This window comes from Acinetobacter sp. CWB-G5 (genome assembly GCF_019209785.1).
Taxonomy (GTDB): domain Bacteria; phylum Pseudomonadota; class Gammaproteobacteria; order Pseudomonadales; family Moraxellaceae; genus Acinetobacter; species Acinetobacter johnsonii.
In genome coordinates, this window is the sequence record NZ_JAHUTF010000001.1 from 183428 (window position 1) to 207821 (window position 24394).

Annotated in this window: 30 protein-coding genes; 8 read left to right on the forward strand and 22 right to left on the reverse strand. The window is 38.2% G+C overall.

Features of this window, described 5'->3' with window-relative positions:
* Positions 1-67: 67 nt before the first annotated feature.
* Together KVY11_RS00860 and KVY11_RS00865 are read left to right on the forward strand one after the other, a co-directional pair.
* Positions 68-550 carry an Arc family DNA-binding protein gene (locus tag KVY11_RS00860; RefSeq protein WP_218287717.1) on the forward strand — a complete coding sequence of 161 codons (483 nt, stop codon included), beginning with the start codon at positions 68-70 and terminating at the stop codon, positions 548-550.
* Positions 551-647: 97 nt separating this feature from the next.
* Entirely contained in the window at positions 648-2426 is a 1779-nt protein-coding gene (locus KVY11_RS00865; protein WP_218287719.1) for a DUF4209 domain-containing protein, read from the forward strand.
* Positions 2427-2436: 10 nt separating this feature from the next.
* Here KVY11_RS00865 and KVY11_RS00870 read toward each other — a convergent pair whose 3' ends face one another.
* The gene (locus KVY11_RS00870) at positions 2437-3540 is read right to left on the reverse strand and encodes an XRE family transcriptional regulator (RefSeq protein WP_218287720.1); all 1104 of its coding nucleotides are present in this window, start codon (positions 3538-3540) and stop codon (positions 2437-2439) included.
* A 17-nt stretch (positions 3541-3557) separates the two neighbouring features.
* Positions 3558-4169, reverse strand: a complete 612-nt coding sequence (locus KVY11_RS00875) for a hypothetical protein (protein WP_218287721.1) — start codon at positions 4167-4169, stop codon at positions 3558-3560.
* A gap of 201 nt (positions 4170-4370) precedes the next feature.
* Between KVY11_RS00875 and KVY11_RS00880 the strand changes: the two genes are divergently transcribed.
* The 4 genes from KVY11_RS00880 (at position 4371) to KVY11_RS00895 (ending at position 6965) form a co-directional block, all read left to right on the forward strand.
* Positions 4371-4592, forward strand: coding sequence for an excalibur calcium-binding domain-containing protein (locus KVY11_RS00880; protein WP_067666639.1), 222 nt, complete (start codon positions 4371-4373; stop codon positions 4590-4592).
* 140 nt (positions 4593-4732) lie between these two features.
* Complete coding sequence (locus KVY11_RS00885) at positions 4733-5380, forward strand: hypothetical protein (RefSeq protein WP_218287723.1); 648 nt, start codon at positions 4733-4735, stop codon at positions 5378-5380.
* Positions 5349-5834, forward strand: a complete 486-nt coding sequence (locus KVY11_RS00890) for a hypothetical protein (RefSeq protein WP_218287724.1) — start codon at positions 5349-5351, stop codon at positions 5832-5834. The genes KVY11_RS00885 and KVY11_RS00890 overlap by 32 nt, the downstream gene beginning before the upstream one ends.
* Before the next feature lie 636 nt (positions 5835-6470).
* The gene (locus KVY11_RS00895) at positions 6471-6965 is read left to right on the forward strand and encodes a hypothetical protein (RefSeq protein ID WP_218287725.1); all 495 of its coding nucleotides are present in this window, start codon (positions 6471-6473) and stop codon (positions 6963-6965) included.
* Between the two features lie 74 nt (positions 6966-7039).
* Here the strand turns inward: KVY11_RS00895 and KVY11_RS00900 are convergent, their stop codons facing one another.
* Positions 7040-8380, reverse strand: coding sequence for a hypothetical protein (locus tag KVY11_RS00900; protein WP_218287726.1), 1341 nt, complete (start codon positions 8378-8380; stop codon positions 7040-7042).
* A gap of 258 nt (positions 8381-8638) precedes the next feature.
* On the opposite strand from KVY11_RS00900, the gene KVY11_RS00905 reads away from it, so the two are divergent.
* Together KVY11_RS00905 and KVY11_RS00910 are read left to right on the forward strand one after the other, a co-directional pair.
* Positions 8639-8935 (forward strand): hypothetical protein, encoded by a 297-nt coding sequence (locus KVY11_RS00905; RefSeq protein WP_218287728.1) that lies wholly within the window; start codon positions 8639-8641, stop codon positions 8933-8935.
* A 52-nt stretch (positions 8936-8987) separates the two neighbouring features.
* Positions 8988-9389 (forward strand): hypothetical protein, encoded by a 402-nt coding sequence (locus tag KVY11_RS00910; protein WP_218287730.1) that lies wholly within the window; start codon positions 8988-8990, stop codon positions 9387-9389.
* Between the two features lie 147 nt (positions 9390-9536).
* On the opposite strand, the gene KVY11_RS00915 is transcribed toward KVY11_RS00910, so the two are convergent.
* The 19 genes from KVY11_RS00915 to KVY11_RS01005 all read right to left on the reverse strand — a co-directional run bounded on the left by KVY11_RS00915 (position 9537) and on the right by KVY11_RS01005 (position 24381).
* Positions 9537-9782, reverse strand: coding sequence for a hypothetical protein (locus KVY11_RS00915; protein ID WP_218287731.1), 246 nt, complete (start codon positions 9780-9782; stop codon positions 9537-9539).
* 221 nt (positions 9783-10003) lie between these two features.
* Positions 10004-10582 (reverse strand): lysozyme, encoded by a 579-nt coding sequence (locus KVY11_RS00920; RefSeq protein WP_218287733.1) that lies wholly within the window; start codon positions 10580-10582, stop codon positions 10004-10006.
* An 11-nt stretch (positions 10583-10593) separates the two neighbouring features.
* On the reverse strand, positions 10594-10965 hold the full coding sequence (locus KVY11_RS00925) for a hypothetical protein (RefSeq protein ID WP_218287734.1): 372 nt from the start codon (positions 10963-10965) through the stop codon (positions 10594-10596).
* Between the two features lie 48 nt (positions 10966-11013).
* Entirely contained in the window at positions 11014-11919 is a 906-nt protein-coding gene (locus KVY11_RS00930) for a hypothetical protein (protein WP_218287735.1), read from the reverse strand.
* Between the two features lie 3 nt (positions 11920-11922).
* A complete protein-coding gene (locus KVY11_RS00935) occupies positions 11923-14703 on the reverse strand; it encodes a hypothetical protein (RefSeq protein WP_218287736.1) in 2781 nt (926 codons plus the stop codon).
* Positions 14669-14890, reverse strand: coding sequence for a hypothetical protein (locus tag KVY11_RS00940; protein ID WP_218287738.1), 222 nt, complete (start codon positions 14888-14890; stop codon positions 14669-14671). The genes KVY11_RS00935 and KVY11_RS00940 overlap by 35 nt, the downstream gene beginning before the upstream one ends.
* On the reverse strand, positions 14887-15105 hold the full coding sequence (locus tag KVY11_RS00945; RefSeq protein ID WP_094148325.1) for a hypothetical protein: 219 nt from the start codon (positions 15103-15105) through the stop codon (positions 14887-14889). The genes KVY11_RS00940 and KVY11_RS00945 overlap by 4 nt, the downstream gene beginning before the upstream one ends.
* 1 nt (position 15106) lies before the next feature.
* Complete coding sequence (locus tag KVY11_RS00950) at positions 15107-16165, reverse strand: phage BR0599 family protein (RefSeq protein WP_218287739.1); 1059 nt, start codon at positions 16163-16165, stop codon at positions 15107-15109.
* A complete protein-coding gene (locus tag KVY11_RS00955) occupies positions 16162-17307 on the reverse strand; it encodes a hypothetical protein (RefSeq protein WP_218287744.1) in 1146 nt (381 codons plus the stop codon). Before KVY11_RS00955 ends, KVY11_RS00950 begins: the two co-directional genes overlap by 4 nt.
* Entirely contained in the window at positions 17308-19821 is a 2514-nt protein-coding gene (locus KVY11_RS00960; RefSeq protein WP_218287745.1) for a hypothetical protein, read from the reverse strand.
* An 81-nt stretch (positions 19822-19902) separates the two neighbouring features.
* On the reverse strand, positions 19903-20037 hold the full coding sequence (locus tag KVY11_RS16680) for a hypothetical protein (RefSeq protein ID WP_371315907.1): 135 nt from the start codon (positions 20035-20037) through the stop codon (positions 19903-19905).
* 32 nt (positions 20038-20069) lie between these two features.
* The gene (locus KVY11_RS16685; protein WP_218287747.1) at positions 20070-20564 is read right to left on the reverse strand and encodes a phage tail assembly chaperone family protein, TAC; all 495 of its coding nucleotides are present in this window, start codon (positions 20562-20564) and stop codon (positions 20070-20072) included.
* Positions 20564-21046 (reverse strand): phage tail tube protein, encoded by a 483-nt coding sequence (locus KVY11_RS00975; RefSeq protein ID WP_218287748.1) that lies wholly within the window; start codon positions 21044-21046, stop codon positions 20564-20566. The genes KVY11_RS16685 and KVY11_RS00975 overlap by 1 nt, the downstream gene beginning before the upstream one ends.
* A 72-nt stretch (positions 21047-21118) precedes the next feature.
* The gene (locus KVY11_RS00980) at positions 21119-21472 is read right to left on the reverse strand and encodes a DUF3168 domain-containing protein (protein WP_218287749.1); all 354 of its coding nucleotides are present in this window, start codon (positions 21470-21472) and stop codon (positions 21119-21121) included.
* Entirely contained in the window at positions 21469-21987 is a 519-nt protein-coding gene (locus tag KVY11_RS00985; protein ID WP_218287750.1) for an HK97-gp10 family putative phage morphogenesis protein, read from the reverse strand. The genes KVY11_RS00980 and KVY11_RS00985 overlap by 4 nt, the downstream gene beginning before the upstream one ends.
* Positions 21988-21997: 10 nt before the next feature.
* The gene (locus KVY11_RS00990) at positions 21998-22336 is read right to left on the reverse strand and encodes a phage head closure protein (protein ID WP_218287752.1); all 339 of its coding nucleotides are present in this window, start codon (positions 22334-22336) and stop codon (positions 21998-22000) included.
* A gap of 7 nt (positions 22337-22343) precedes the next feature.
* Positions 22344-22634 carry a head-tail connector protein gene (locus tag KVY11_RS00995; RefSeq protein WP_218287754.1) on the reverse strand — a complete coding sequence of 97 codons (291 nt, stop codon included), beginning with the start codon at positions 22632-22634 and terminating at the stop codon, positions 22344-22346.
* A complete protein-coding gene (locus KVY11_RS01000; protein ID WP_218287755.1) occupies positions 22631-24079 on the reverse strand; it encodes a phage portal protein in 1449 nt (482 codons plus the stop codon). The genes KVY11_RS00995 and KVY11_RS01000 overlap by 4 nt, the downstream gene beginning before the upstream one ends.
* Positions 24080-24090: 11 nt before the next feature.
* Positions 24091-24381, reverse strand: a complete 291-nt coding sequence (locus KVY11_RS01005; protein ID WP_218287757.1) for a hypothetical protein — start codon at positions 24379-24381, stop codon at positions 24091-24093.
* Positions 24382-24394: the final 13 nt, after the last annotated feature.

Genomic DNA, 24394 nt, shown 5'->3' on the forward strand with positions numbered 1-24394 from the left:
CTTGTCAATCCCTACTAGGGATATTATTATAAATTTAATAAATTGAATTTTTGCAAGCGAAATAGATATGGGTAAAAATCTAGCAGATGTTGAATACAAAATGCGTATGACTCAAGATCTTAAAGATAAGATCGTTGAATCAGCAAAAGAACACAACCGCTCTATGAATGCGGATATTGTTGCTAGGTTGGAAGAAAGTTTTTTAAGAAATGAAAGTTCAGCCTCCCCACGTTCTGAAGTTAAGATATTTCATTTAAAAAATGGTAAAAAACGTGTTGTTTATGGCAAGCTTTTAAATAACCTTAGCCTAGATTACACGCAAAACCTTAGCCAACTTCGAGATGACATTCATCTTTCACTTGAAGTGTTAAGTGGTTCTTCTTTTTGGAATTCATTAAAGTTTTTTAATAAGGAAGTTGTTGTTTACCAAGGTGATAATCATATTGATGTTGTCGACAATGGTGAAGGTAGTCTCGGTTGGTTAAGAGTTGAAGATCATATCACTGATGAATATATGCAAAATTTACATAAAAAAAATAATGAAGAGTAAGTCACGCTTACTTTTTGTAGATATTACCTAAGACTCTACTCCTAAGAGTGAGAGTTTTTGAGATTAAATTTTATTAATTATTACATAAGGGGAAATTATGAAACATATCGAGCAACTCAACAAAATCATTGAAACCGATGTTAAATTTGCACTTTTAGATGATATACAGTGGGAAATAGGTAACCTAGAGTATAAAAATAATATACATGATGATTTAAAAGCAATAAAAACAATCATTCAAACCATAAGTCTAGATGCAGAGAAAAAGAGTGAACCTTATTTGGTTAAAAAACCTATAGTTAAAGATGGATCCGTAACGCACCAAAAGACAGGTGAAAATATAGATGATTATTTTAATGGAATATTTAACCTAAGTAATGAATTAATTTCCTCAATTAATTCACCTGCATTGAGAGCTAGACTATATGACTTAAAATTTATAACAAACAGAGAAAAAAAATATGAAAATAGTCAATTAGCATTAGAAAGTTATTCTGCGATACCTTTAACTATTAGTTCTTGGGCTATGACAGATACACCATCATTTTTTAGACGTGCTTTAACTCTGGCAAAACAAACAAAAAACAATAAAGTTTTTGAAAATATTTCAAAAAAAATATACCAAACAATCATAGAATGTAATGACTTCGAAGAATTCCAAATACTTATAACAATGGCCATGTTGTTAAATGATTTTGACTATTTTAAGAAAAATGATTGCGAGGAAATTATTCTAAAATTCATACAAGGTAGCGAATCTCTAAATCCAATGTATGACAAAAAATATATATTTATCAGATGTTATGATATCTATATGAAAACAGGATACAGTGATAAAGGCGCGATGACTTTACTCAATGGAATAAAAAAAATTATAGAAGAAACTCAACCTACTGCTAAAGAGCATACTTATCTTATAGATTTAAAAAGAATTCTTGAATGTAAAATATCAAAAAAGCAACGTTCTTTATTAGATTTTGATAATACAATAAACATTCTTAATAAGAAAATCTTACTTGCTGGTAAGGATGTAATTAATATGATAAATAAAAATCAAGGAGAAAAAATAGATATTACGGAAGAAGTTAACTTAAGTATAAATAGAATAAAAAAATTAAATTTGATAGACTCCTTGAACCAACTCTTCTTATTTCAAAAAAATACTTTTTTCTTTTCCACTTTAAAAAGTTTTTCCGAAAAAGACTTAAAAGAACCTTCATTTTTCGCACATTTATTTACTCATGAAACAGCATATTCAGCAGATGGGAGAATAATACACAATAGCCCACAAAGACCTGAAACATTAGATAACGAAGACTTGATAAAAAATTATCTAACTTATAGGAAATTTTTCTGGTTTAATCAACTTTTTACTTATCATGTTTTCTCAAGCATTTTTCCTGCATTTAATTTTATAATAAATAAATTCAAAAATGAAATTAATGAAAATTTCATCTCTGATTTAATAGATAATTCAGCACTTGTACCTGAAGATCGCAAAGAGTTATTTAAACTAGGAATAGGTTATGGATTTAACTTTAAATTTTGTGAAGCAATACATATTCTTGCACCACAATTAGAAAATTTAGTTAGAGTGCAGCTTAAAACCTTGGGAGTTTCAACAATCGTATATGACAAGGAAACATCTGTTCAAAATGAAATAAGTTTAAGTTCATTAATGCAAAAGCCTGAGGTAAGCCAATTGTTTGACGAAAATACAATATTTGAGATTAAGGCTCTTTTTACTGAAAATATTGGTTTTAATTTAAGAAACAATGTCGCACATGGCCTATTAAATGATAATTCAATTAATCGTATTGATACTTTTTATGCATGGCTATTAGTCTTGAGAATTATTTCCCTCAATAAAATTTAAAAAAGCGCCTTTAGGCGCTTTCCAATACTCTTAAAATTCTTGGTTTTCTTGGAATTTCCATTCCAACCAAATTTTCAAGAAAACCCACATTCACATCCAAAGCTAGAGCTATGTCCTCTGCAAAAATTTTCTTTTTTGCGAGCATAGCAAAGCAGGCTTGAAGGAGCTCAGGCTTCTCCTTAGGGATCAAATGATCTTCTTTTTCAGTAATGCCCTCACCTGTTTTTTTTAGGTAAATCACACCACTTGTGTATTGCTCTTGAGTTAATAAACCCAATTGCTTAGCTCGGTACAAAATTGCAGCCTTACTTACCTTCCAAGTCTGTTTAAATTCACTCAACTTAGACCAGTTAAAACGGCCATTTTTGTACCAAGTCGGAAAATGCGTACGCATCATTACTTGAGGAATTAGTAAAGCAGAAGCAAAGTGGTTGGCTTGTGATTCTGTTAGTCGATCTCCAGTGACGATACCATCATGAAGTACAAGGTGACCAAGTTCATGAGCCAAGTCAAAACGCTGGCGACATATACTTTCTTTTGCTTCATTACGCACAAAAATTGGACGTTTTGTAGCTAAAGATAAGGCATCTACTTCTTTAGATATAGAAGAAAATGTTGTCACGATAATGCCGTGAGTTTCGCAAAGCCGAACCATATTACTAATTGGCCCTAAACCTAAACCCCATTTTTCACGGCACTGCTCAGCTATAAGCTCAATTACTGGATTCTGTGCTATTGGCCCATCATCCGAAGTATGAATATCATATTTAGGCAATCTGAGTTTTAAATCCAAATATTCAGTTAATCGCTTTATATATTCGCCTCTAGCGATAACGATCTGCTTAAAAGAAACTTTCGCGGTACGGTTACTTCTAAAATGGATTTGATCTTCCTGTAGCACAGGTTTTAGTTGCATAAAAAAAGACTGTGGCACATTAAAATAATGCGCCACTTTGTCAATAAATTGATCGTTGGGTAGAGTCTGCCCAGTTTCAACTTTATGAAGATATTGACGTGTATAGTCAGAGTCCAGCTTGCTACCTAAGTCTTCTAAAGATAATTCATAAAATTGTCTAAGAAGTTTTAGTTCCAAGCCATTAAACTGTGTTGTCATGGCTAGTCATCTTACAATTAGTTGTTTACAGCTTCGGAATCGTCGTCATCTTCACTATCCATATCTGGATCTTCAACCAATGGAGAACCCAATTCCACAGAAGTTGGTGTTTCAGGCTCATCTAGGTGAATATAATTCGTACCGGCAATGCTACTAGAATCCCAGTATGCAACTACTTCATTTGCTAAATTATAACCAGCGAATACAACCAAAGGCTCATCATCAAATGTTTTTGGCTCATTAAGCATAAAACGCCAATAGTGGGGTTGTAGGTCATCAAGTGGAAATAAGCTCAAACTTTGCAGTTGTTGCATGAAGTATTTCTTTTTCTTCGGATTCTCAAAATCATCTTTTAAAAACCGAATAGTTGCATGACCAATTTGGAAAATAAATTTTAAAGAACCATTGACCAAGTGAACATCTACTGGGCACTGTTGTTTCATGATTAAAGTTAACAAACGATTGCGAGTACGGTCAAAAATACTAGTACCACGGCCATAGTTTGAATCATCTTCTGTACTAAGCACATCAAGAATATCTTTATAAATATCTAACATATGCTGAGCAATGAAGCCTATAACCTCATCGGTGAGCTGTGGTTCGAATGAAGAAGGATGACGCCATTCCATAAAAAATATCCGCAATAAATAGTGAAATGTTGGGTTAAAATCAATTTATTGCTAATTCCAACATCTGTCAACCAAAATTTATTGCTATATTTAATATCTGTCAACCAAATTCACTTTTATTAGACTTTCTAACTAGATTCATTGAGCAAGTACGCTGAGAGTTGTTAGACTTCGGCTAATGTTATGACTTTAAAATAATTTATGAAATTTTTACTTATTTTAGTTTTGGGGTTCACTTCCATTCAAGTTTATGCAAAAAAATGCGCTGACTTTTCTACTCAACAGCAAGCACAGAAATGGTATGAACAACGCAAAAAATCAGGACAAACAGGCTGGAAAAGTTTAGACCGCGACGGCGATGGTCAAGCATGTGATTGCTTACCGGGTGGAAATGGTAAGAAATGTCCTAAGAAGAAAAAATAGATGGTTTTAAAAATACAACCGCTTATATCGCTCGCAATTTAACCTATTAGATTTAAATGTAATCTAATGTATTTAAGTGGTCATATATTTTAAGTAAATTATTCACACCAAAAAATATGACTAATTTTGGATTCATGATAATGCAAATAAAACCACTTTTACTTATAGGACTTTTTGGCTTCCTTTCTGGATGCCAGGTTGTTACAACTGCAGATAATAAAAAATCTGTATCTATGTTGCCATTACACATACCTGATGAAGTACGTTATTTAAACGTATCGCCAAAAGCATCAATTGAAGAAAAGCGAGAAGCATATACCAATCAACTTGTCAGCTCTGCTGAACAATATGCAACTATAAAAACCATTCCATACGAATTTTTTCAAGGATCTGGTTCACTAAGTGCATACCCTTATACCCTCTACAACTTTGATCAAAAACGTGTAAAGTTTATTGAAAACTCTATGCTCAGCCCTTCAACGACCATGACAAGATTTGATTATTCTCAATCAAAGTTAAAATTACCGGTCGGACAACATGACCTTGTTTTTGTAAGTGGTGTTGGAAGTCACAGCTATTTCACAGAGATTAAGAATGTAACTTTAGAAGCAAATAAAGACTATGTAATTGGGGTAGACAGAATCCCTAATGGCAAAGCACAGGTTTTCATTGCTGAATATGAAGTCGATTCAAAGTTCAAGCCTAATGAACCTGAATCAATTATAGTTAAAAAACGAATCATTCAAGGTATTGAGCATGGGAATTTCAAACGTGTATCAGTTTATTAAGTTTGGAAGTACTTTGGGGCTGTTGGTTTCTGTTTTAGCATTACAAGGTTGCGTCCGTATGATGCTACCCACTTCAGACGCTGAATTAGTAACGAAATCAATTAATGGTGGTGGTTCAATAGAAGTTCCTTTGGATTATGTACAATCGTATGCAAATTTAAAGCAAGCATACGTCAAGTGTATGGAATACCGAACTTTGAATGATTCCTTAAAAATTGATGCTAATTTGGATCGTGAAAACAGCATCGGGACCTTTTACGGCAGACCACCGTATGGGACTTATATCTTTAAGACAACCATTACGCCTATTGATTCAAATACATCGAAGCTTACCCTCTATACAATTCGAGGTAGTCTATTAACGGACAATGCAAATCAAAATGTATTAAATAAACGTTTAGAGCAAGATAAAATCCGTGCTCTAGGTAAAGATGCTAAATGCAATAAAGACTAGTAATTTTAATCTGAAACTAAACAAGTAGAGCGCCTCACGGCGCTCTACTTATGCAAAATCCTGAACCATCTAGATAATAATTATTTTTTAAAAACATAGCTAATCTGATATTATTAATAATGATTCTTAATAACACTTTATAAAATATAATATGACCGATTTATCAACAAACTTTAACGACACCCGCCTCATCAAGTCTTGGTTTGGATTTCTTTTAGGGTTGTTCTGCGTTGGAATTAGCATGATAGCTTTATATGAATCTGTTAGTTTACAAGGCATCCTGAGAACTTTGGGCTTTCTATGCTTTTGGTATCCATGGTGTCAGTTACCCGTTAAGAATTATCCGCTATCAAAACTTTTCCGTAAGAAAACAGAAGGCGAAAAATTAAATAAACTGGCTAGCTACCTAACAATTATTGGTTTAGTTTTACTCATAAGCGCTGCAGTTTTGTTTTAGTCAATTTGATTAAGTTTCGCGCAAGGAACGTGAATTAATGACAAAGAAACCATGATAGTGCGCTGAACCCTACCATGGTTTCATATTAAATATTGATGCTTATAAGAAAATTCCAAGTATTTCGTATAAGGTGTATTATGTTGGTTTTAGAGAAAATAAAGAATCATTTGGATTAATCAATGACATTAAAAGCGTTATACATAGAACTTTATTATGGAGAATATTCTCACTCAGAAACGATAAAAAAATTAATTGAATATGTTGAGAATAATGAAAGTATTCCTGTTGAATTACTAGAGATATATCCTAATTATGAACCGCTATTACTAAATGTAATACAGACAAAAGATTCTGAATTTTCATTTAATTGTTTAGAAGCTGAAATATTGGCAGCTAAGTTCTTTTTGGATGTTTTGGTTGACTATAAAAATGGTAATTTAAGCCCTCTTAAACTATGTACAATTTTTAATAATTTAGAAAGTGGGTTCCTTGATGCTCCAAGAGGACTTAAAAATAACATAGCGTACTATCTGGAATGGATAGGTGACCTCTATGATGCTTGTGACTGGTGCGATGAAACATGGACAATCGAAAATTCACCTCATTTAATAGATGCTATACAGCATCAAATTAATGTCATCTATGAGTGGCTTTTGAAACCCCATTTAGCATAATGGCTGTTATACGAAAAAAAGCCTAGACCAGAGTCTAGGCTTTAAAATTAAAAAAAATAAAAGTTAATAACTTATCAACTTACAAGGTCATTTACGCCTAAATGACCAAACTTGCCATTTATTATACGACCATCATCAAGCTGCGCATTGTTAAATTCGATTGTTCCATCCGCCTCATTAACTGTTACACCAGTACAATGATCATTCGTCAATTTACAATTCCATTTCAAGTAAATATTCACATTTAACTGCCCTTTCTTAGGTCTTTGATACGCTACATTTACCTTTTTGGTAATGGTATCGTATTTCACTGTGAACTGGAGATCAGACTGATTGTTCCGACTCATAAAGCGAAAATATTTACTTTCATTTTCTGCATATACAACTGCTGCTACTGTCTCATCAATTTTAAAAGTTTCATCTCCTGCAATAACCTGACCATAAGGAATTTTTTTCACAAAGCCTCCCGATACGTTCAAATCTGGAGAGGCAACGTATTCAATAGGGTTAGTAAATGCAGTATTGATGAATTTAAAAGTGGTTAGACCATTTTCATAATCTGTGTTTAAGGTAAAATCTCGGTTAAAGTATCCTTTGTATATGTACACTTCTTTAGTCTGCTCATTACTAAAATAATCTCCCTCTGTTAAGATAAATCTGTTGTGATCAAGATTCATAGGATTATCAAAATTAAAATAGTATGCTTTATCAGTCGTAAAAGTTAAAACAGAACTAGTATTCCAGTCCATAAATCTTTGTATTTTTGCTGGCTTCCCATTAACGACTAAGTCTGATTGAGCCTGATTTTCATTAAAACGTTTGGTATCCCATACTGGCCAAGCAGAATCTACTTCAAACTTGACAGTGCCTTTAATTTTAGCAGTTGATGCAAAATCAGTATTATTTAAACGTCCCGATATAGAACCATTCGCACTTATAACAAAATAAGTTTTACCATCACTTTGCTTTTCAAATTTATAAGTGAATGTATCACTACATATGTTTCGACATTGAACCTTCAAATATCCTTTATCATTCTCTGAATAGCTAAAAACCCCAACTTTATCGCCTTTAGGATTAAGATAAAGACCGGCCAAATTATTAATATGTGCAGACAGTTCATTGCTTGGTGTAAGAACCTCTAAATCCCACATATTATTGTTAGTAGCGGATGCCTCAATCACACTATTTGTATGGAATGGTGAAAACTTAATGGTTGAGTTGTTTGCAATACCAGAACTTTCAATTTCAAAATAGCCGTGTGCTAAGTCTGGTTTTAGTACGGAAGTATCTACAATAGGTTTTTCTGGTGTGGAAGTATCTAATGTCGTTGAACTACTTTCTCCACCACCACATGCGGCTAACAAAATAGATAAAAGAGCTAAGGGTAATAATTTTCTTTTATTATGAAGCATATGAATCCTTGTTTGAAAATAAAGCTAATTTTTTAAATTTTAAGAGCACTGTATTTTGCCTATTTTCGTAAGTATTTGGAATCTTTTCATAAGTTTTTTAAACTTTGTTTTATGCTTATAAGCCACTTGAGTATTTACACGATTATTTTTATCTCAATTATAGTAAAACATAACACCCATGTTACCCATTTAAAATAAAATGCTTGTACGAAAGCTCTCACTTAGAGGGATGTACAGCAGTAAAGTAGAGCGCTAGCAATGAACGATTTAAGAGACGGATTATTACTATTAGAAATGGATGAAAATAGATTAAAAGAATACACTTACACATTAAATGATATGAAAAAAGTATTACTCTTTGCACTTTCTGAAAGCGTATCCAACTATTGGCCTGAATTAGCTCTAAATTGGCTTCAGAAGCGACCTGAGTATCTAGATCAAGATATTTTTTATTTGATCGAAAATATTGCTAAGAATAAAAAACAATATTCTCAAAAGACCAGACATCTGGCACTGATGATAAGTAATGATTTTTTGAAAAATCACAGTAAATAATTTATGAACTCTTCCCTCTATACCCAATACAAATAATTTAAAAGGAAATTATATGAGTCTCTACGATCCATTCTCAAAACATGATTTAAGTGAGGATAAAAATTCTATAGTAATAAATTGCCTAATTCATATGCTTAGTGAAAAATCTATACATATAGATGATTTTAAAAGATTTATTAAAAATGAGGCTATTGGCGGTGATGTAGATTGGGGAATAGAAAAATGGGATATTTATTCTGATCAAGATCATGGAATAAAAGACAAGTTTGATGGCTATCTATTTTTTATCGGTCCTGATGAACATGGTGATTTGGATAGAGGCGAGCTACAAACCATTTTAACCAAAGACCAAATCAAACCATATATTTCAAATATTATAGGTTGGTATAAAAACATACCCAACAGTAATGTTGATGAATTTATAGAATTAGTTCAAGAAAATGGCTTTTTATAACTCGTTATAAGTATTAATCATTTTATAGTTAAGCTAAAAAAGTAGAGTGTCTCACGGCGCTCTACTTCTAGAAAAATGTATCTAAAAAAACTAAAACGCGAGAACACATCTGATCTCAAAAATTTCGTATAGCACTTTATTTATGAATCAAGCAGAAATTAATGCCTGCTTTTGTTCATTCAGCAGACTAATAAACTCATCCAAGGGAAATTTCAACGCTACTTCTTTAGGTAATTCCCTAAATTCATGAAAAAATTCAATTTCAATGTTGTCATCACCCTTATCTTTATTGAACTGACAAAGCACCTGATCTTTATATGAAATTTCTATGGTGATCTTTTCATATTTAGTATCACTAAAATAATCTACGCAAAAATTTTTATAAATACTCATATTCACTTAGCTTTAAATTATTCATACATAAGTAGCTTATCTAATAACGTCGGTTTGTAAAAGTTACATTCTATATTAGAGTTTTTAAGAAAGTACCTACAGCCAAGGGCTTTCTTAATTCACACACTGAACACAAACAGAGACATGAACATTTGTTGAAATCGAATGTGCTGTGCAACCTGATAACAAGATGCACTGCAATAATAAAGTAAGAGCTATCTTCATTTTAAGAAAAGTTGTTTTTCTTTACTTCGACGATTCACAAGCCCTTGCATACGTTTACCGCCTGCATTCACCCATACATCAAACTGATCTGCTGCACCACGAATATCATTGGCATTCAGCTTTTTAACTAAAGTTGATTGACTAAAAGCACTAGTCCCAATGTTGTAGGCAAGTGAAACTAGGGTATCAAACTGATTTTGATTAAGCAGAACCGTGACAGCCTTATTCACAGCAGCTTCAAACTTCTTTAAATCATGCGCCATGTATTTCTTAGCTTGTGCTTCCGTGCAGGTATCACCTTTCTTGACTTTAATGCCGTTCGGATAAACTGTGGTACCGAAACCAATCGTCCACACTCCCACCCCATCGTCATAGGCAGTAAGTCGCTTACCCTCGAAACTACAGATGAGATCCACACCAAAAGGACTAACGGTCATCTGGTCGATCGCAATACCCAACATATCAGCCACTGATACATCTGTAGCTGTGGCAATCAATCGATTAGCAGCATCAACTTGTTTTTGAGTAAGCGTCCCTCCACTGATCTTTCTTAAAAAATCAAATATCTGTTTCATTTTTCACTTACTCACTTAAACATTGCTTTAAAAGCTGAACGAATTTCGAAAATTAACTCACCAATGGTTTTACCACGTAATAGCTGGATTGCTTGATACCAGATGCCAATTAACAACATTCCAAAAATCGCAAAGATTAGCATCACAAAACCCTGCGTCATATGCGAATAGACATTCCAACCATAGTATTCAATGAATGCTGAACCACCATACAAACTAATTGCAACACTAAAGGTGAATTTCATGATCACACCCAAAGTGATTTTGATTCGTCCTTCAGTGTCGATATCACCACTTAATGTAAGGGCAAAGATTGCCCCAACCACTGCTGCAATAATTTTGAAAAGCCATGGTAGGCCCTTGATGCTTAATGGGTCATTCATAGACCACTCCTAATTTTTGGCAATAAAAAAGCACCCTAGTTGGGTGCGTTATAAAATTGGATATGTTTCATGAATCGGTGGTTTCCAGACTTCACCGATATTATCTACACCGATCATCTGAACAAGTTCGGACTCTAATACAGGAATACTAAAAGAATATAGCCCATTAGCATCAGTAAACTGCTCTCCGAGCATGACTCCAGAATCCTTATGATATAAACGGACTAAATATCCTGAAGCGATTGTGTCATCTGGTTTTTTTAAGGGCCCCGCCACATTTCTATTTCCGCCAATAATACTTAATGGTGCTGTTTCACCCGCATCTGCAATTGCAATACTTTTGATAATGACGTGCTGCGCCCCACCAGCCAATAAAATACCCCCATTATTAAAACCAGCAGCCTCAGTAACTGTTGACTGCAACCAAGTTGAAGGCTCTGATGTCCCATCTAGCCAAGCTTTTGCCTTGAAAACATTCCCCTCTTTTCTTAATCTCAACAAAAAATCTGTTGTCGATGTGACTACTTCTGTTGCCGTTATTGATGATGAGGCTAATGTGGTTACAACATTAGCAATCACTTTAGTGAGACTGAATGTTATTGAAGAGCTTCCTGATTCCGGCAAATTAATTTGTAAATTGACACTATTTGATGGTTGGTCGGTGTTTGAAAATAACAGTGAAGTAGACCATCCCATAGAAACCACATCTCTAGAAATGTAGCGTATACGCATAGCAAGCTCTACCGCCACACCATTGGTTTTTTTAAGCATCATGGCGGCCCAACTGTTTGTCGATAATACTTGAATAACCGCTGAATCTTTATTGTGCGCAAAGTTATAACCAGTAACTGGCTTTCTTAAACTATTCAGCCCTGTTTCCGTATTAAATTGATTTATCATCTTTAACGGGGAGCCATCATATAACTCAAAACCATTAATGAATTTAATTGCCATTTTTCAATCCTTAAATTTCAAAATCACGTTATTTCCAACTGGGCGTACGTAATTATCAGTAAACTTCAATTGATTTAATGCGGATTCAACTACAAAACTATGCTCAAATTTCTGAACACATTGGAATCCATCGCGTAGCGCAACAATCTCTAGACGTACATTTAAAGCAGTAAACTCTTCTTGATCGATGACGATAGAATTTGATGCTGTTGTTTTTGAAACCAGTACTTCATTATTGACGTTATACAAGTTGATTTGGTATGTAACACCCAACTCCAAAACCACCCCAGCTTCAAACCACCCTATAAAATCACCGCCAGTTTGCTGCAATCGATTCCTGTGAGCCCAAGACAAATTGATATTGCCCCGCACTAAATCTGGCCAATACTCACCATTGATTTTCACATTCGCAGGTGGATAAGGCTGGTTAGCTAATCCCACCATTTCGATTGCATGTGCCGTTGCTGATCCAAGCGCAAGCTGTGCCGATCCCGTCTTGGTGAGTGACTTCACATTGAGCGATTCACCCGCAAAGTAATCCGTCTCATCCAGTGCAATGTAGTCATCACAGAATAAGATCATAGAACCTGCTGCATGATCCTGCGGAACGGTATAGTTCACCCCACGTTTGACTGTAATTTCAGTTTCACTGATGGCGATCACCGCCATATGCTCATCATTGACCAAAATCCATTTACCCAGCTTAATTTCTTCTAAATCCTCGACTTTGCGAATAGCGAATGTAGATTCCATTTTGCCAATAGCCTGTGCTAATTCTGCACTTGGGCAATAATCCAAAGTTGCCTTTGAAGCATAGCCTGAACCTGAATTCACATAGATCTCAGCCGACATGGCATTTTGTTGGCCACGTGGAGCCACCACAGCAACACGTGACAGCGTAGGCTCATCTGCAAGATCTGCATTCACTTCCGATTCGGATGAGAATTGAGTCGCATCATAGTATTGAAGCTCAAGTACACGGACATGAGGATTATCAAGCGGCGCTTGATTGGCCGGATTCTCATACGGTGGTACATAAGGCACTACAGAGTTCATCGGGGTACTAAACACATCTTCAATAGCTTCGATAGTGGCCCCAAAGTTGTGGTCATCCCCATAGTCAATTGAATTGACGCGCATCACCGCCCCATCCACACCATGTGCGTCCCAATTCCACTGAAAGGCATTACCCTCTTTCAACTGTAATGCCGTATCAGGATCGACATTGTTTAAAGTCACAATTTTTAAAGGACTGGAAAGTGCTTTTAAATCACGCTCAGCAGCTGTGTAAGCAGTCTTGGCATTGGTAAAACCATCATAAGTCACTGACTTATTCACCAAGCCATTTTGGGCAATACGTGCAGGATCTTGTGCTGTCACCGTGGCATCTTTGCCTGTTTCTTTCTCCCAATAGGTCACGGTGATCTGATTGATTTGCTCTGCTGCAGTACGGATTTCATAATCTGAAATCTTCCCGACATTCGATTCATCTAGGATCAGTAGGTCATCTGCAATATAGTCATCACGAATCAGAGTCAGCACCCATTTATTGGTGCGACTGTCTACAGTACACACTGCATCAATGTGCTCACAGATCAAGTCGATGATTTTCTCAATCTCGCCCTCATCATCAAACACAATCGACATATACATGTCTTCTTGATTGAGCACCGCCCATGCATTTAAAAAGCTGTCTTTATCCAGCATCTCTTCTGGCTGACCCATCCCCCACGCTGTGTTGGTGATACAGGTCCACAGCATGTCTGCTGGATTCATATCAGGCTCACCTGAACGTACCCCAAACCATGATTCAAGATTGAAGACCGTTTCAGCATCATCGGTAATCGCCCAAGGTACATAAGCGCCTAAATCCACATTATCTTCAGGCGTGTTGTCGGCTTGCATCAACAAATTATTCAAAGTGATGAAGTCAAAGTCAGCACGGGATACCGTATGAGTTTGGTGCACAGCTGTGTCATCAAACATGGCCTGAAACTGTGCAATCACTTCTGGTGTGACATCACGGCCATCATGCATTGGCACAAAGATGCGCCGACTGTTCTCAGTTTGATGTATGTTTAAAAAGCTCTCTGCATTGCTAATCATGCTCGAAATAGAAATGCCTGATACTTGGGTTTTCGCTTCAATCCATGTCACGGCATCGGGTGCATCTGTTTCTTGAAAGTTGAGATAGTCTTTAACATGTAATCCGTTATCAAAGAACATCAATCGAATATTGACTGTTGAACCATCATACACAGCGACCAAATCTGCAATCAGGTACATCAAGCGCGCAACGCCTGAAGTGAAAATCTTAAACACTTCAGGTGTCATAGACATTGAACTGTCCATTGCGATCACAATGTTGGTCACCCCATCAATAAAGGTCGGCTTGATTCCATTCACATATGAAAGACGGTACTTCCAATCCTTCATATAATTGGATGTGCCAATGTATCCTTGCTTCCACACAAATGAACAAACACCGCGAGAAGCTGGTACATTACCGACGCCTAGCTTTTGTTCTAAATAGGGATCTGGCATTTGGTTTTGCGAACCCGAATAATAATTAAAATTACCCGTTAGCCCGCCACCACCGCCCACATCTGTACCACCAAATAAATTTTGCTGCGCAATACGGCTGGAGCCATTGCCCATGCCGCCATACCAGGCTTCTTTATCTTCTACCCAAATTCGACGAAGAAAGCACCCAGCATGGGCAAGAACGGCTTGCCAACCTGCATAGTATTTATGTGCGTATGTCTGTTTTTTTCCACCGCTCATTGTGTTCTTCCTGTGCAATCTCAACGACTTTCAAAGCCATGGCATCTTGTGTATCAATCAGTTTTTGGGCATCAATTCCATTGGCCAAGAAATCTGACCAGTCCCAATGGTGGGCATCAAAAAAGGGCTTAACGCCCTCTTTTCTGCAATACTTAGCAGCCCGAATATGTCGAATGTAAATTTTCATTTTTTCAGAGCCACCGCCTTTTGATCGCCAAAATAGGTATAGGTTGGCGCGACATCGCGTGAACCGAGCACTACCTTGATTGGTGTCCCATATTCAACGCTGGGTGCTTCAACCTCACCCGCCACTGTCCGTGTCTTCTGATTTTTGATCATCATCAAAGACACTGCGACCGATACAATCATGGTCACAACAGCAAAAATAATCTGAGGCCACATATCACACCACCTGTCGGACTAGCGGGTTATCACCCGGAACAAAAGGAAAACCGCCATAATTTGGCAGATTGGCATAGGCCTTACATGCATCCGGTGTTTTTAAGCACCCAGGATAAAGCGTCACATAAGGGACCGCCTCTTCAGCGGAGCGAAGTTCAGCTTCAGCAATCGAAATTGCATCAGCTGCTGCATTTTTTTCGGTTTCAGCCAAAGCAAGTGCATCAACCAAGTCCTGATAATTTGGATCTTCTGGTACCGCATTATTTAATGTCTCAAGCGCTTGATCATAGGCCGTTTGTTTAAGCATCAATGCAGCTTGAGCATCTGCCAGTGCTTGAGTTTTTAAGGCAATATCATCCATCAATGTCGTGTATTCAGCATCGCTAAGTGCAATGTTTGCAAACGAATCAAAGCGACGTTTTAAAACAAGGTGATTGCCTTTGCTGGTATCAATGGTAATCAATACCCCGCTTGGATCTTCAATCATGCCAATCAGAAAGTAATTATCTGCATAGGCTTCTAGGCCGCGTAGCTCCATGTTCAGTTTATCCACGCTTTTAATAGTGGTCTTCACCGCATAATTTGCCTTGGCCAAACGACAATCCTGATCGAACAATCGATAAGGGCATGTGGCTTGAATCTTTCGAGTCACCGCATTACGCCCCACCTTGGTGTATTCCGTTTCAAATTGAAGTTTAATGCCTTCATCATGCGGTTTGACTTTGGTCAAGCGCCCCGACCAAAACTGTCTAAACTCAATCCCTTCATAACTGAACATTTGAACCGTGGTGATTTCTTCGAGTTCAGAACGGGAAAGATTCTGGGCGAATGCCGAAAGCAATGAAAACTCTATCTCCATGGTTTGTTTTTCTAAGTCTCGTCCAGACTTATGCGAACCACGTTTAATCACATGCGGCTCATACACCACACCCGCATGCTCAATAAAGGCATCTCCATTGGTATAGGCACGTTGTACATTGCCCGTTTGGAAGAGATAGAGCTCTCGCTTGGCAATGGTTGATTGCCCATTACCGAGCAATCGAGTAAAAAATTTCATCATGGCTCAATTTCCAAAATGGCGACTGAAGACTCAGTGATGCCTGCACCTTTATATTGAATATCCACTGAATCGTTATTGAGCCGATGAAGACCTAAATAGCTAATCATTCGAATATCCACAGCAGCTTTATTGAGTGCCGGTGTAATGGTGAGTCTCAGTGTGTTACTGGTTTGCACTGCATTTGAAATGCTATGTGCAGTCCAATTGCCTGACTTGTCTTGAATGGCGATATGCTTTCGATTCGAGGCATATTCCTGGTACTGGTTCAACTCAACGTCAATCACAGTTGAAATCGCACCTGTACTTTTGACATAGAAATTGCGCTCAAATGTTGGCAACCAAAATGCGCGATATTGGCCCAGTCGGCGAAATAGAAACTGTCGATATTCAAACAAGGCTTGCTGACCTTTCATCACTGATCGCATCGGTTTGCCGTAACGGGCATGTAGCCAGTTGCTATGCTGATCAATCGGCCCTAAACCAAAATCCACCACAGTCTGGTGCTGAAGTACGGTGACATTTAACGCATTACCTTCCAGCAATAAATGCTTGAAGTAAATGTCATGTCCAAGAAACTGTGCGGGTAGTGGTGCTTGAAGATACGGTGCATCCATCACCTGAAACTGAAGGCTCGGTTGGCCGTAAACTGCATTGATGGGTGCCGATACATCACCCAAAATAAAGCCCACTCGAAGTGGGCGTATTGTGAAGCTCTGCAAGGTGATCGGTTCATAGAGTTTAAAACCATTGGCTAGTACCTCTTTGATTTCAACGACAGCTAGACCATCTTTATGCTTAAGCAATGCCAGGGAATCGTTTCGGAAATCATAAATTGAAGTTACACATTCAATAAAATCACCGTCCACGCTACCAATTCGCTGACACTCTACATCAACAGGAATGGCCCACAGTTTACGTAAACCACCCCACAACATATTGAAGTTCTGCGCCAAAGCCTGACAAGCCATCACATAATCAATATTCAAAACTTGAGATGCGGTTTCACGTAAAGCTTTTCGTTTCTCAGTGCCATTATGTGAACTGTTGACGTAAGTTTGAAAACCTAGACTTTCAGACGATCCCACAAGCGTGCACTGGTCTAGTAAAACCAATTCACCAAAAAGTGTAGTTTGGATTTTCATTTACACTCCCATTGCACGCTTAAACTCTGACGGGTTTGCTTTAATTTGATTAAGGACGATCTGACGACCAGCTGGACCCTGCATATACTTGCCTACCAAATCATCCTGTTCAATTTGATTAATGATGGTAAGTCCTTGTGTACCAGATGAAGAGCTTTGCTGCGGCTGACTTGCTAAATAGTTAGTCAAATCTTTGTTTTGCTGTGGATTCAAAACACGCTCACCACCATCTAACAACCATGTACCTTCTTTTGGAATGTTATCAATACCATCATGGGCCATACCTGCAATCGTTTGACCTGCGATTAAACCTACTGAAGCATACCCTAGTGCACGAATAGCTGTAGACATGGGAATACCAGCGATAAACCCACCTTCAGCCATTGCTTTAGTTGCAGCAACTTCTGTATTAATCAGTGCTTGAGCAATGGAAATACCCTGATTCACCAAGAACATTGCTTTATAAGCTGCACTAGATTCACCCGCTGTGTTTTTCACCATTTCAGCAACTTGGCTAAAGATCGTACCCGTTCTTGTCAGTAAATCCTGCCAAATACCCATTTGAGATTCAAATTGGTTTTGAGCTAAATCTTTAACACTTTGATCATACTGAAGATCAATTGCATACAACCCATCGCGGTATTCTTGATGTGCTTTCAGCAAAGCGTCATAACGTTCACCATCTGTCGAGTAAGCATCACTCGTCATAATGTCTCGTTCAACACCAACACGTTGGTTGTTTAATGAAACTTGTGCTTTTGAACGATCACTTTCCAAAGCCCATTGAGAATACTCTCGCGGTGTCATGGTTGATTTCGCAAAAATATCATCAGCACCACCAGAAAGACCTGTGATTGAATCTTCTAAGGTTTGGCGCATCTCAAACGCATGCCACTGAGTCTTTCTTAACTCAATCGCATGTTGTTCATCTAGTGCTTTCAGCTTTAACTCTTTAAGTTCGTTATTATATTTGCCCGATTCACTAATCATAATGCGCTGTGTTTCAAACGCATATTTAAGCTTTTCCTCTTCAGACCACTTAAAGGTATTAATTTCCTCAGTAATCTGACGAAGGTACATTTCTTCAGCAAATTCATAACGGCTTTTGGCTTTAGCAATATATGAAGCCTCTTCAGCACCAAAGTTTGCTTTACCTATTTCCGTCACCTGACGTTTATAGTCTTCGGCAAACTTTGCGAAATCATCCAAATACTCATATGCAATGGAATCTCGCGCCTGTGCTTGCTGTTCTTTTAAGGCCTTAGTTGCAGCATTTGTTGCATTAGCAGCTTGGTTTTGTTTTTTAATCCACTCATCTGAACCTTTAATCACACCAGCTTGGCCACTTTGGTTTTTCGCCATTGCAGCTGTGGCTTCATTCACAGTATTGGTGAATAAAGTTGTAATTGAAGTGCCTATATCACCCATAACTTTAGCATTGTCCGCTGCTGCCATAGAGATACCACTATTTGGAGCTCTTGCTACTGTTGCGCCAGTGATTAAGGTTTTTGCGAGCCTAAGACCAGGTAATTTATCCGCCCAAGTACCACCTTCAGCAGCTAAATCCACATTTTTTTTAGCATTAAGTGCATCGAATGAAAGGCCCGCAATTGCATTAGAGAGTAGCTTTATAACTGCATAAACCCCCATACCTGTTGCCGCCACGCCCTTAAAGACGCCTCCTAAAGTCTCACCTGCATCAGACATTAAATCCGTCTCAGTTGTCGCATCAGACATAGCATCACCAACAGATACAAGTGCTGGCATCAACCCTTGGATGAACTGATTTTTTGCCCCTTGTACCTGCATATCTAAAAGCTTTAACTGAACTTTAAATTCAGACGCTTTTTGGATCGCAGATTCATCCATGATTAAGCCATAACGCTCCGCAGCATCTGCCCAGAACTTAAACCCTTCCCCACCATTTTTAAGTAATGGAATCAGGTTAGTGGTATCTGAAGCCATGGATTCCAGATAGAAAGACATTTGCTGTTGTGAAACGCCTGCCTCCTCAAGCTTATCGACATAAAGCTGCAGTGCTTGTGGGCCTGATAAGTTCTGCATCTCAAGTGCAAGTTTTCGCGCACCCTCAGCACTACCTTCCGTTTGAATAGCGATTTGTTCAAAGAAGTCAACGGCACCACCCGAACCGATGGTAATAAACTCTCCGAGCTTTTCATTAAAGTCTTTTAATTGGTCTGCCAATTTATCTGGATTAATATCTACCGATTGAGCCGCAGCAGACATTGCCTGAAATTCTTGCGTTGTCGCATTAGAAATAGCTGCAAATGTTTTTAGCTCTTGCGCTGCATCTGCATAGGTTTTGGCCATAGCAAATACGGCAGCACCTGCTGCCGTCGCACCAGATACTGCTATAGCTCCATACGCAAGCACGTCCTTTTGCATACTGGCAAAGCTAGTCTTGACTTGTTTTTCACTTTCCTTAATTGGTCCTACAAAGTTGCCAATTTTGGTGACTAGATCTAGCGTTAATGTTCCAAGCTTGGCACTCATATAAAACCTCAAGGCATAAAAAAAGCCTCCTCTGCATAGGTGGCTATAATTAACTAATAGTTTGAAACGTACTGAATGTATCTAACCAGATTTTCTCTTAATCGCTTTCAAACGTTCTTCTTCAAAAGTTGTCACGGGAGCATCTTCATGTGGCATATAGGTCAGAGCAGAGACTGATTCAGGATCTTTCACTTTAAACATTGTGTGATGGGCCATTAAATTACCGAAGCCCTGCTCAATTCTTCGCCCTATGAAGAGTGATCCTCTTTTTTCTCTGTACGCTTTCCAGATTGCAAACTCGCGCGGACTGATCGCTTTTTTTGCTTTTTCAATGGTCCTTCCACCAATTCCGTTGAGGACGAGTTCACACCAGAACTCTTCTTCTTCCAGATCCACTCCTTTCCCGAAAAATCATTAACCTCATCGGCTACGCGATACATCACATCCACAATTTCAGATGAAACTTCACCTGTGTTTTGAACCGTTGGGAAAAATGGCTCATCTGCCGAAGTGTAAATTGCTTTAAAAATAATGGCCTTGGTAATTTGATCTATTGTAGCTGTCTTTCGATCATCCAAATCCCATGCATCAACAGCAGTAATTGTTTCATCATGCGACAGGCGCTTTACAAGAATTTCACCTTCAAATTCTGCCCCTTTCGAATCACGAAACTTAATTGTCTTTTCGGTGAAAGCACCAGTTCCAACAGCAACCTTTGCAGCATTTAAGGTTAGTTTAGCCATTATGGATTCACCTTAAACTGATCAATCACTTCTGATTGGCGTTTCATTGGAATGGTGTGATTTACCATAGCATCTAGTGCAAACACTGGAGAACCTTTCCGTAAAATAGCTTCAAAGCTAGACCATGTACGTGTTTCTGGCAGCTCAATATCGCTGCCTGTTAATGTTGGTTCTGCAATTCCATCAGACCAGCCAACATACACTTCAACTTTTTCTTTATTCGCTGCAAGTTGCAGTAATGTCATATGCGATTGATTTTTAGGGTCAGTATCGATTTGCACTGAACCTTCGCCAGGAGTAACCAGCCCATATTCTGTAGTCGCAGTGCTTGTTTCTTCTAAGCATGTTGTATTAATTTCAGCTGCACTGTCGTCTCCTAATGCCAATGCTTTAATACAACCCATCTTTGTTAATGTGGGCACAGCACCGTGGACAATCCATACGGCGGTCCCATTAGATAAAACACCTTTTTTTGTTGCCATGAGTTACTTCTCCTCAAATTTTAGGCATAAAAAAACACCTCTAAAGGTGCTCAGTAAAAATTACACTGTGTATTAACGATCAAGCCACCAACTACCTGAGAACCCACGAGCAAAGAGCTTTGTATTTGTCTCATAGTATCCGATACGTTGTTCGATCATGCTGTGTTCTTGAAGCACATTACATACAGCTGTTCGAATATCTGAAGCTGTCTTTTGGTTTGGGCTATAGACCATCACCTGATACAAAACATTATCTTGATTAGTGATGTTATCCAGTGAGGTATTTGGGGTGCCCGATAAGTCAGACCAAACCAAATACGGCGTAGGTGTCTTTTCAGGTGCCACATCTTCATAAATGTGTTCACCCAACATTCCAAATACTTGAGCATCAGCATTCAAGATTCGGTAGATAGGTAATTGCTTCATTCGATTTTTCCCTTTTGGATTGCGGATTCAATCGACTTCATAAACGCCTTGTTAAATTCAGCTGTTACTACATTAACGTTTTGAGCTAATGCTGGTCTTAAAAATGGAACTGGTGGTGATGATGATGTACCAAACTCAATAAAGCGCCAGTAAAAAGTATCTCCACCTGGGTTCTTACTACTTCCGTCAGTGGTGTATTGCTTACCTGCGCGCCCCTTACGAACATTGTCCTTAGTGTTGGCATAGTTTTTTGCGCCACCAAGCACACCAACTTTCATTCGGACAGTATTTATATCTCGACTTTTACCATTACGAATCACAAGATTTTCTTGAATGCTTTCCCGCGTATCAGGATCATCAATACGTGAAGCTCCAACCTTGGCAGCAAAGAGCACTAGTTGCATAGCTTTACGTGCAGCGGAGCGAGCACGGCGGTTAACAGCTTTGCCATCTGTCAAAGTTTGGAGTTTTTTTGAAAGTTCATCCATACCCTCAATCTTAAATTCGACAGACATAAGCGCTTCCTTATTTCTCTACACCATGACTGAGCATCAAAGTGCAGTAGACTTTACCATTTTCAGCATCAGGCAATGGCTCACCCGTGATGCTATAAATTTTTCCATCGTATACAACACGCATGGTTGTATCGATATCGGATCGCTTACGAATTTTGCAACGTGCGACAATTTCAGAATTATTGGCCTGAGCAACCAACGTGTCTTTGACTGAAAGCCATGAGACCTTCGCCCAAAGATTTACATGTGTGGTCCATAAAGGATCTTGGATGTTGCCATCGTCATCACGCGGTGAAGTTAACTTTTCAATGCGGATGCGGTGGCAGAGTTCACTTGCTCGTTGTCCCATACATCACCTATATAACTGTCGGATTACGATATGGATAAAGTAAAGACTGCACTGGCATAGGTAGGAAGTTACCATTTACAGGTGCCTCACCCTCAGCATTTCGGAATTGGTCCCAATAGCCAATTAACAGTAAAGCAGCCTGTTTAATAGCAGCGGGATAATCAGCTTCGAAAGTGTCTGTGATGTAATTCTTAATGACAGACTCAGCTGCAGCAATGTATCCATTTAAGGAGATGTCATTACTGTCATCGTCGTACCGTAAGTGGTGTTTTACTTCCTCTAAATCAACGATACTCATGTTTCTCCCCATTTTTTCTGAGCTAGCTTGAAGTTTTCATGGTCAAACTCACCTGAATGACCTTTTTCACAGTGCCACAAAGATCCTTTATGAGTAACAAAACAGCCTTTTTCATATCGCTTCTCAGACTTAAAGACCCCCTTATACAGCGACTTCTCACTGCTATTTTCAGGTAAATCAGGTGGTTTCTGGTCAGTCTTAGAGGTTGAACTTGTATTAAAAGGATCCTCCCGCTGATCACGCTTCGAAAGTGCTTCCAGTGAAAAGTTTTGCTGTTGCATGTAAACCGTATCACCACCAACAATCGGCAATAACCCAACCTCCACACGTGCCTCATTAGGCGTTAGGATTGCAGCACCCACACCTTCTTTTAAGCGTGCCATTTGTGATGTTGAATCCATACGGATAAGCACATTAATATCTAGAAATGCTTCCAAACCAACGTCTTTAAGACCTAATCCGTCATCAAGTAAGTTTTCACGTGCTTCTATCGGGCTTTGTAAACAGTCTGAATAGTAAATTTCATTTTGGTCTGAAATTTTACCTGTGGGTGTAGGACCTAAACCAACCTTAAACAATGGCACGTGGAAAACTGAGCAAATAATCTCAGCTGTCATTTTTAACTGCTCAATGAGTTGAGAATCTGCCGCACTTACTGTAATGGTTTGGAAAGTCACCCCATCACCAAGTACTGCAGTACCCCCAAGATTTGCACCTGAATAATTTGCATTCCACTGCTTACGAAGTTCCGCAGCCTTCTCATTAGTGATAGATCCTGGTGTAGTCAAAACACCTGAAGGACGACTGTTATTTCGAAAAAGGTTACGAGAGTTTTTCTGAATCTCAATACCCTGTCCCGCAGCCAATGAGCACGCCATGATTGGGGTTAGTCCCACAAGTGGATGATAAAAACAGTTAATACGGTCATGAATGATTTCGGATGCTGGTATTACTACCGAATCTGTCTGTGTAAGTCTGTCATAGCCCAATTGGTAAAAGACATTCCCGTTGTCATCAATCAACGGTATACAAAGATCAGGATTCAGTACAACAAGCTCTGTCACTTCACCAAAAATATCTCTGCGCTTCAGCACATAGGTATTGCCACGTAGCAATAATGATGTTGTCCAGTGTTCGCTAAATTGCTGCCAAATTTGAAACCGGTTAGGCTTTTTTAAAACACGGAATTTGCTTGGTATATCTGCACTAACCAAAACACCTTTTTCACGGCGCTTCAATTGAATCGGCATTTTGCCAATATCTTGAGAAATCAGGGATACACAAGCAAATACAGCATGATGAGCAGTAACATCCTCACGGGTTAATTCATCATTTTTTTGCCATGCGCCCGAATAAGGCTCATGGACAAACATCGAGTGCCATCCACCGCCTGAATGAACACCTTGAAGCGATTTTTTCTTAAATAAATTGCCAAAAATGCCCATTATTTACCGCCTTATTTTGCTTTACTTACACGTTTTCGTTTGGCTTTGACTGGCTCTTCTTCTTGAACCGCTTGTTGAGCATTTTCTAATAGGCGCTCAGCCGTCAGAGGCAACTCAACCAAACTGCCAAAATCATCAACAACTAGGGTTCCATTTAAGTTCTTCAAGAACTCAATCGAAGGTTCGCCATCTAAAGGCTCTGCAAACTTCAACTTAATTAAGATATGGGCTTGTAGATTCGGAACTTCAGCAACATCACCAGGCATTCCTTGCGGTGCCTTTCTTAAATATTTAATTTTCATAGACTGTTCTCAT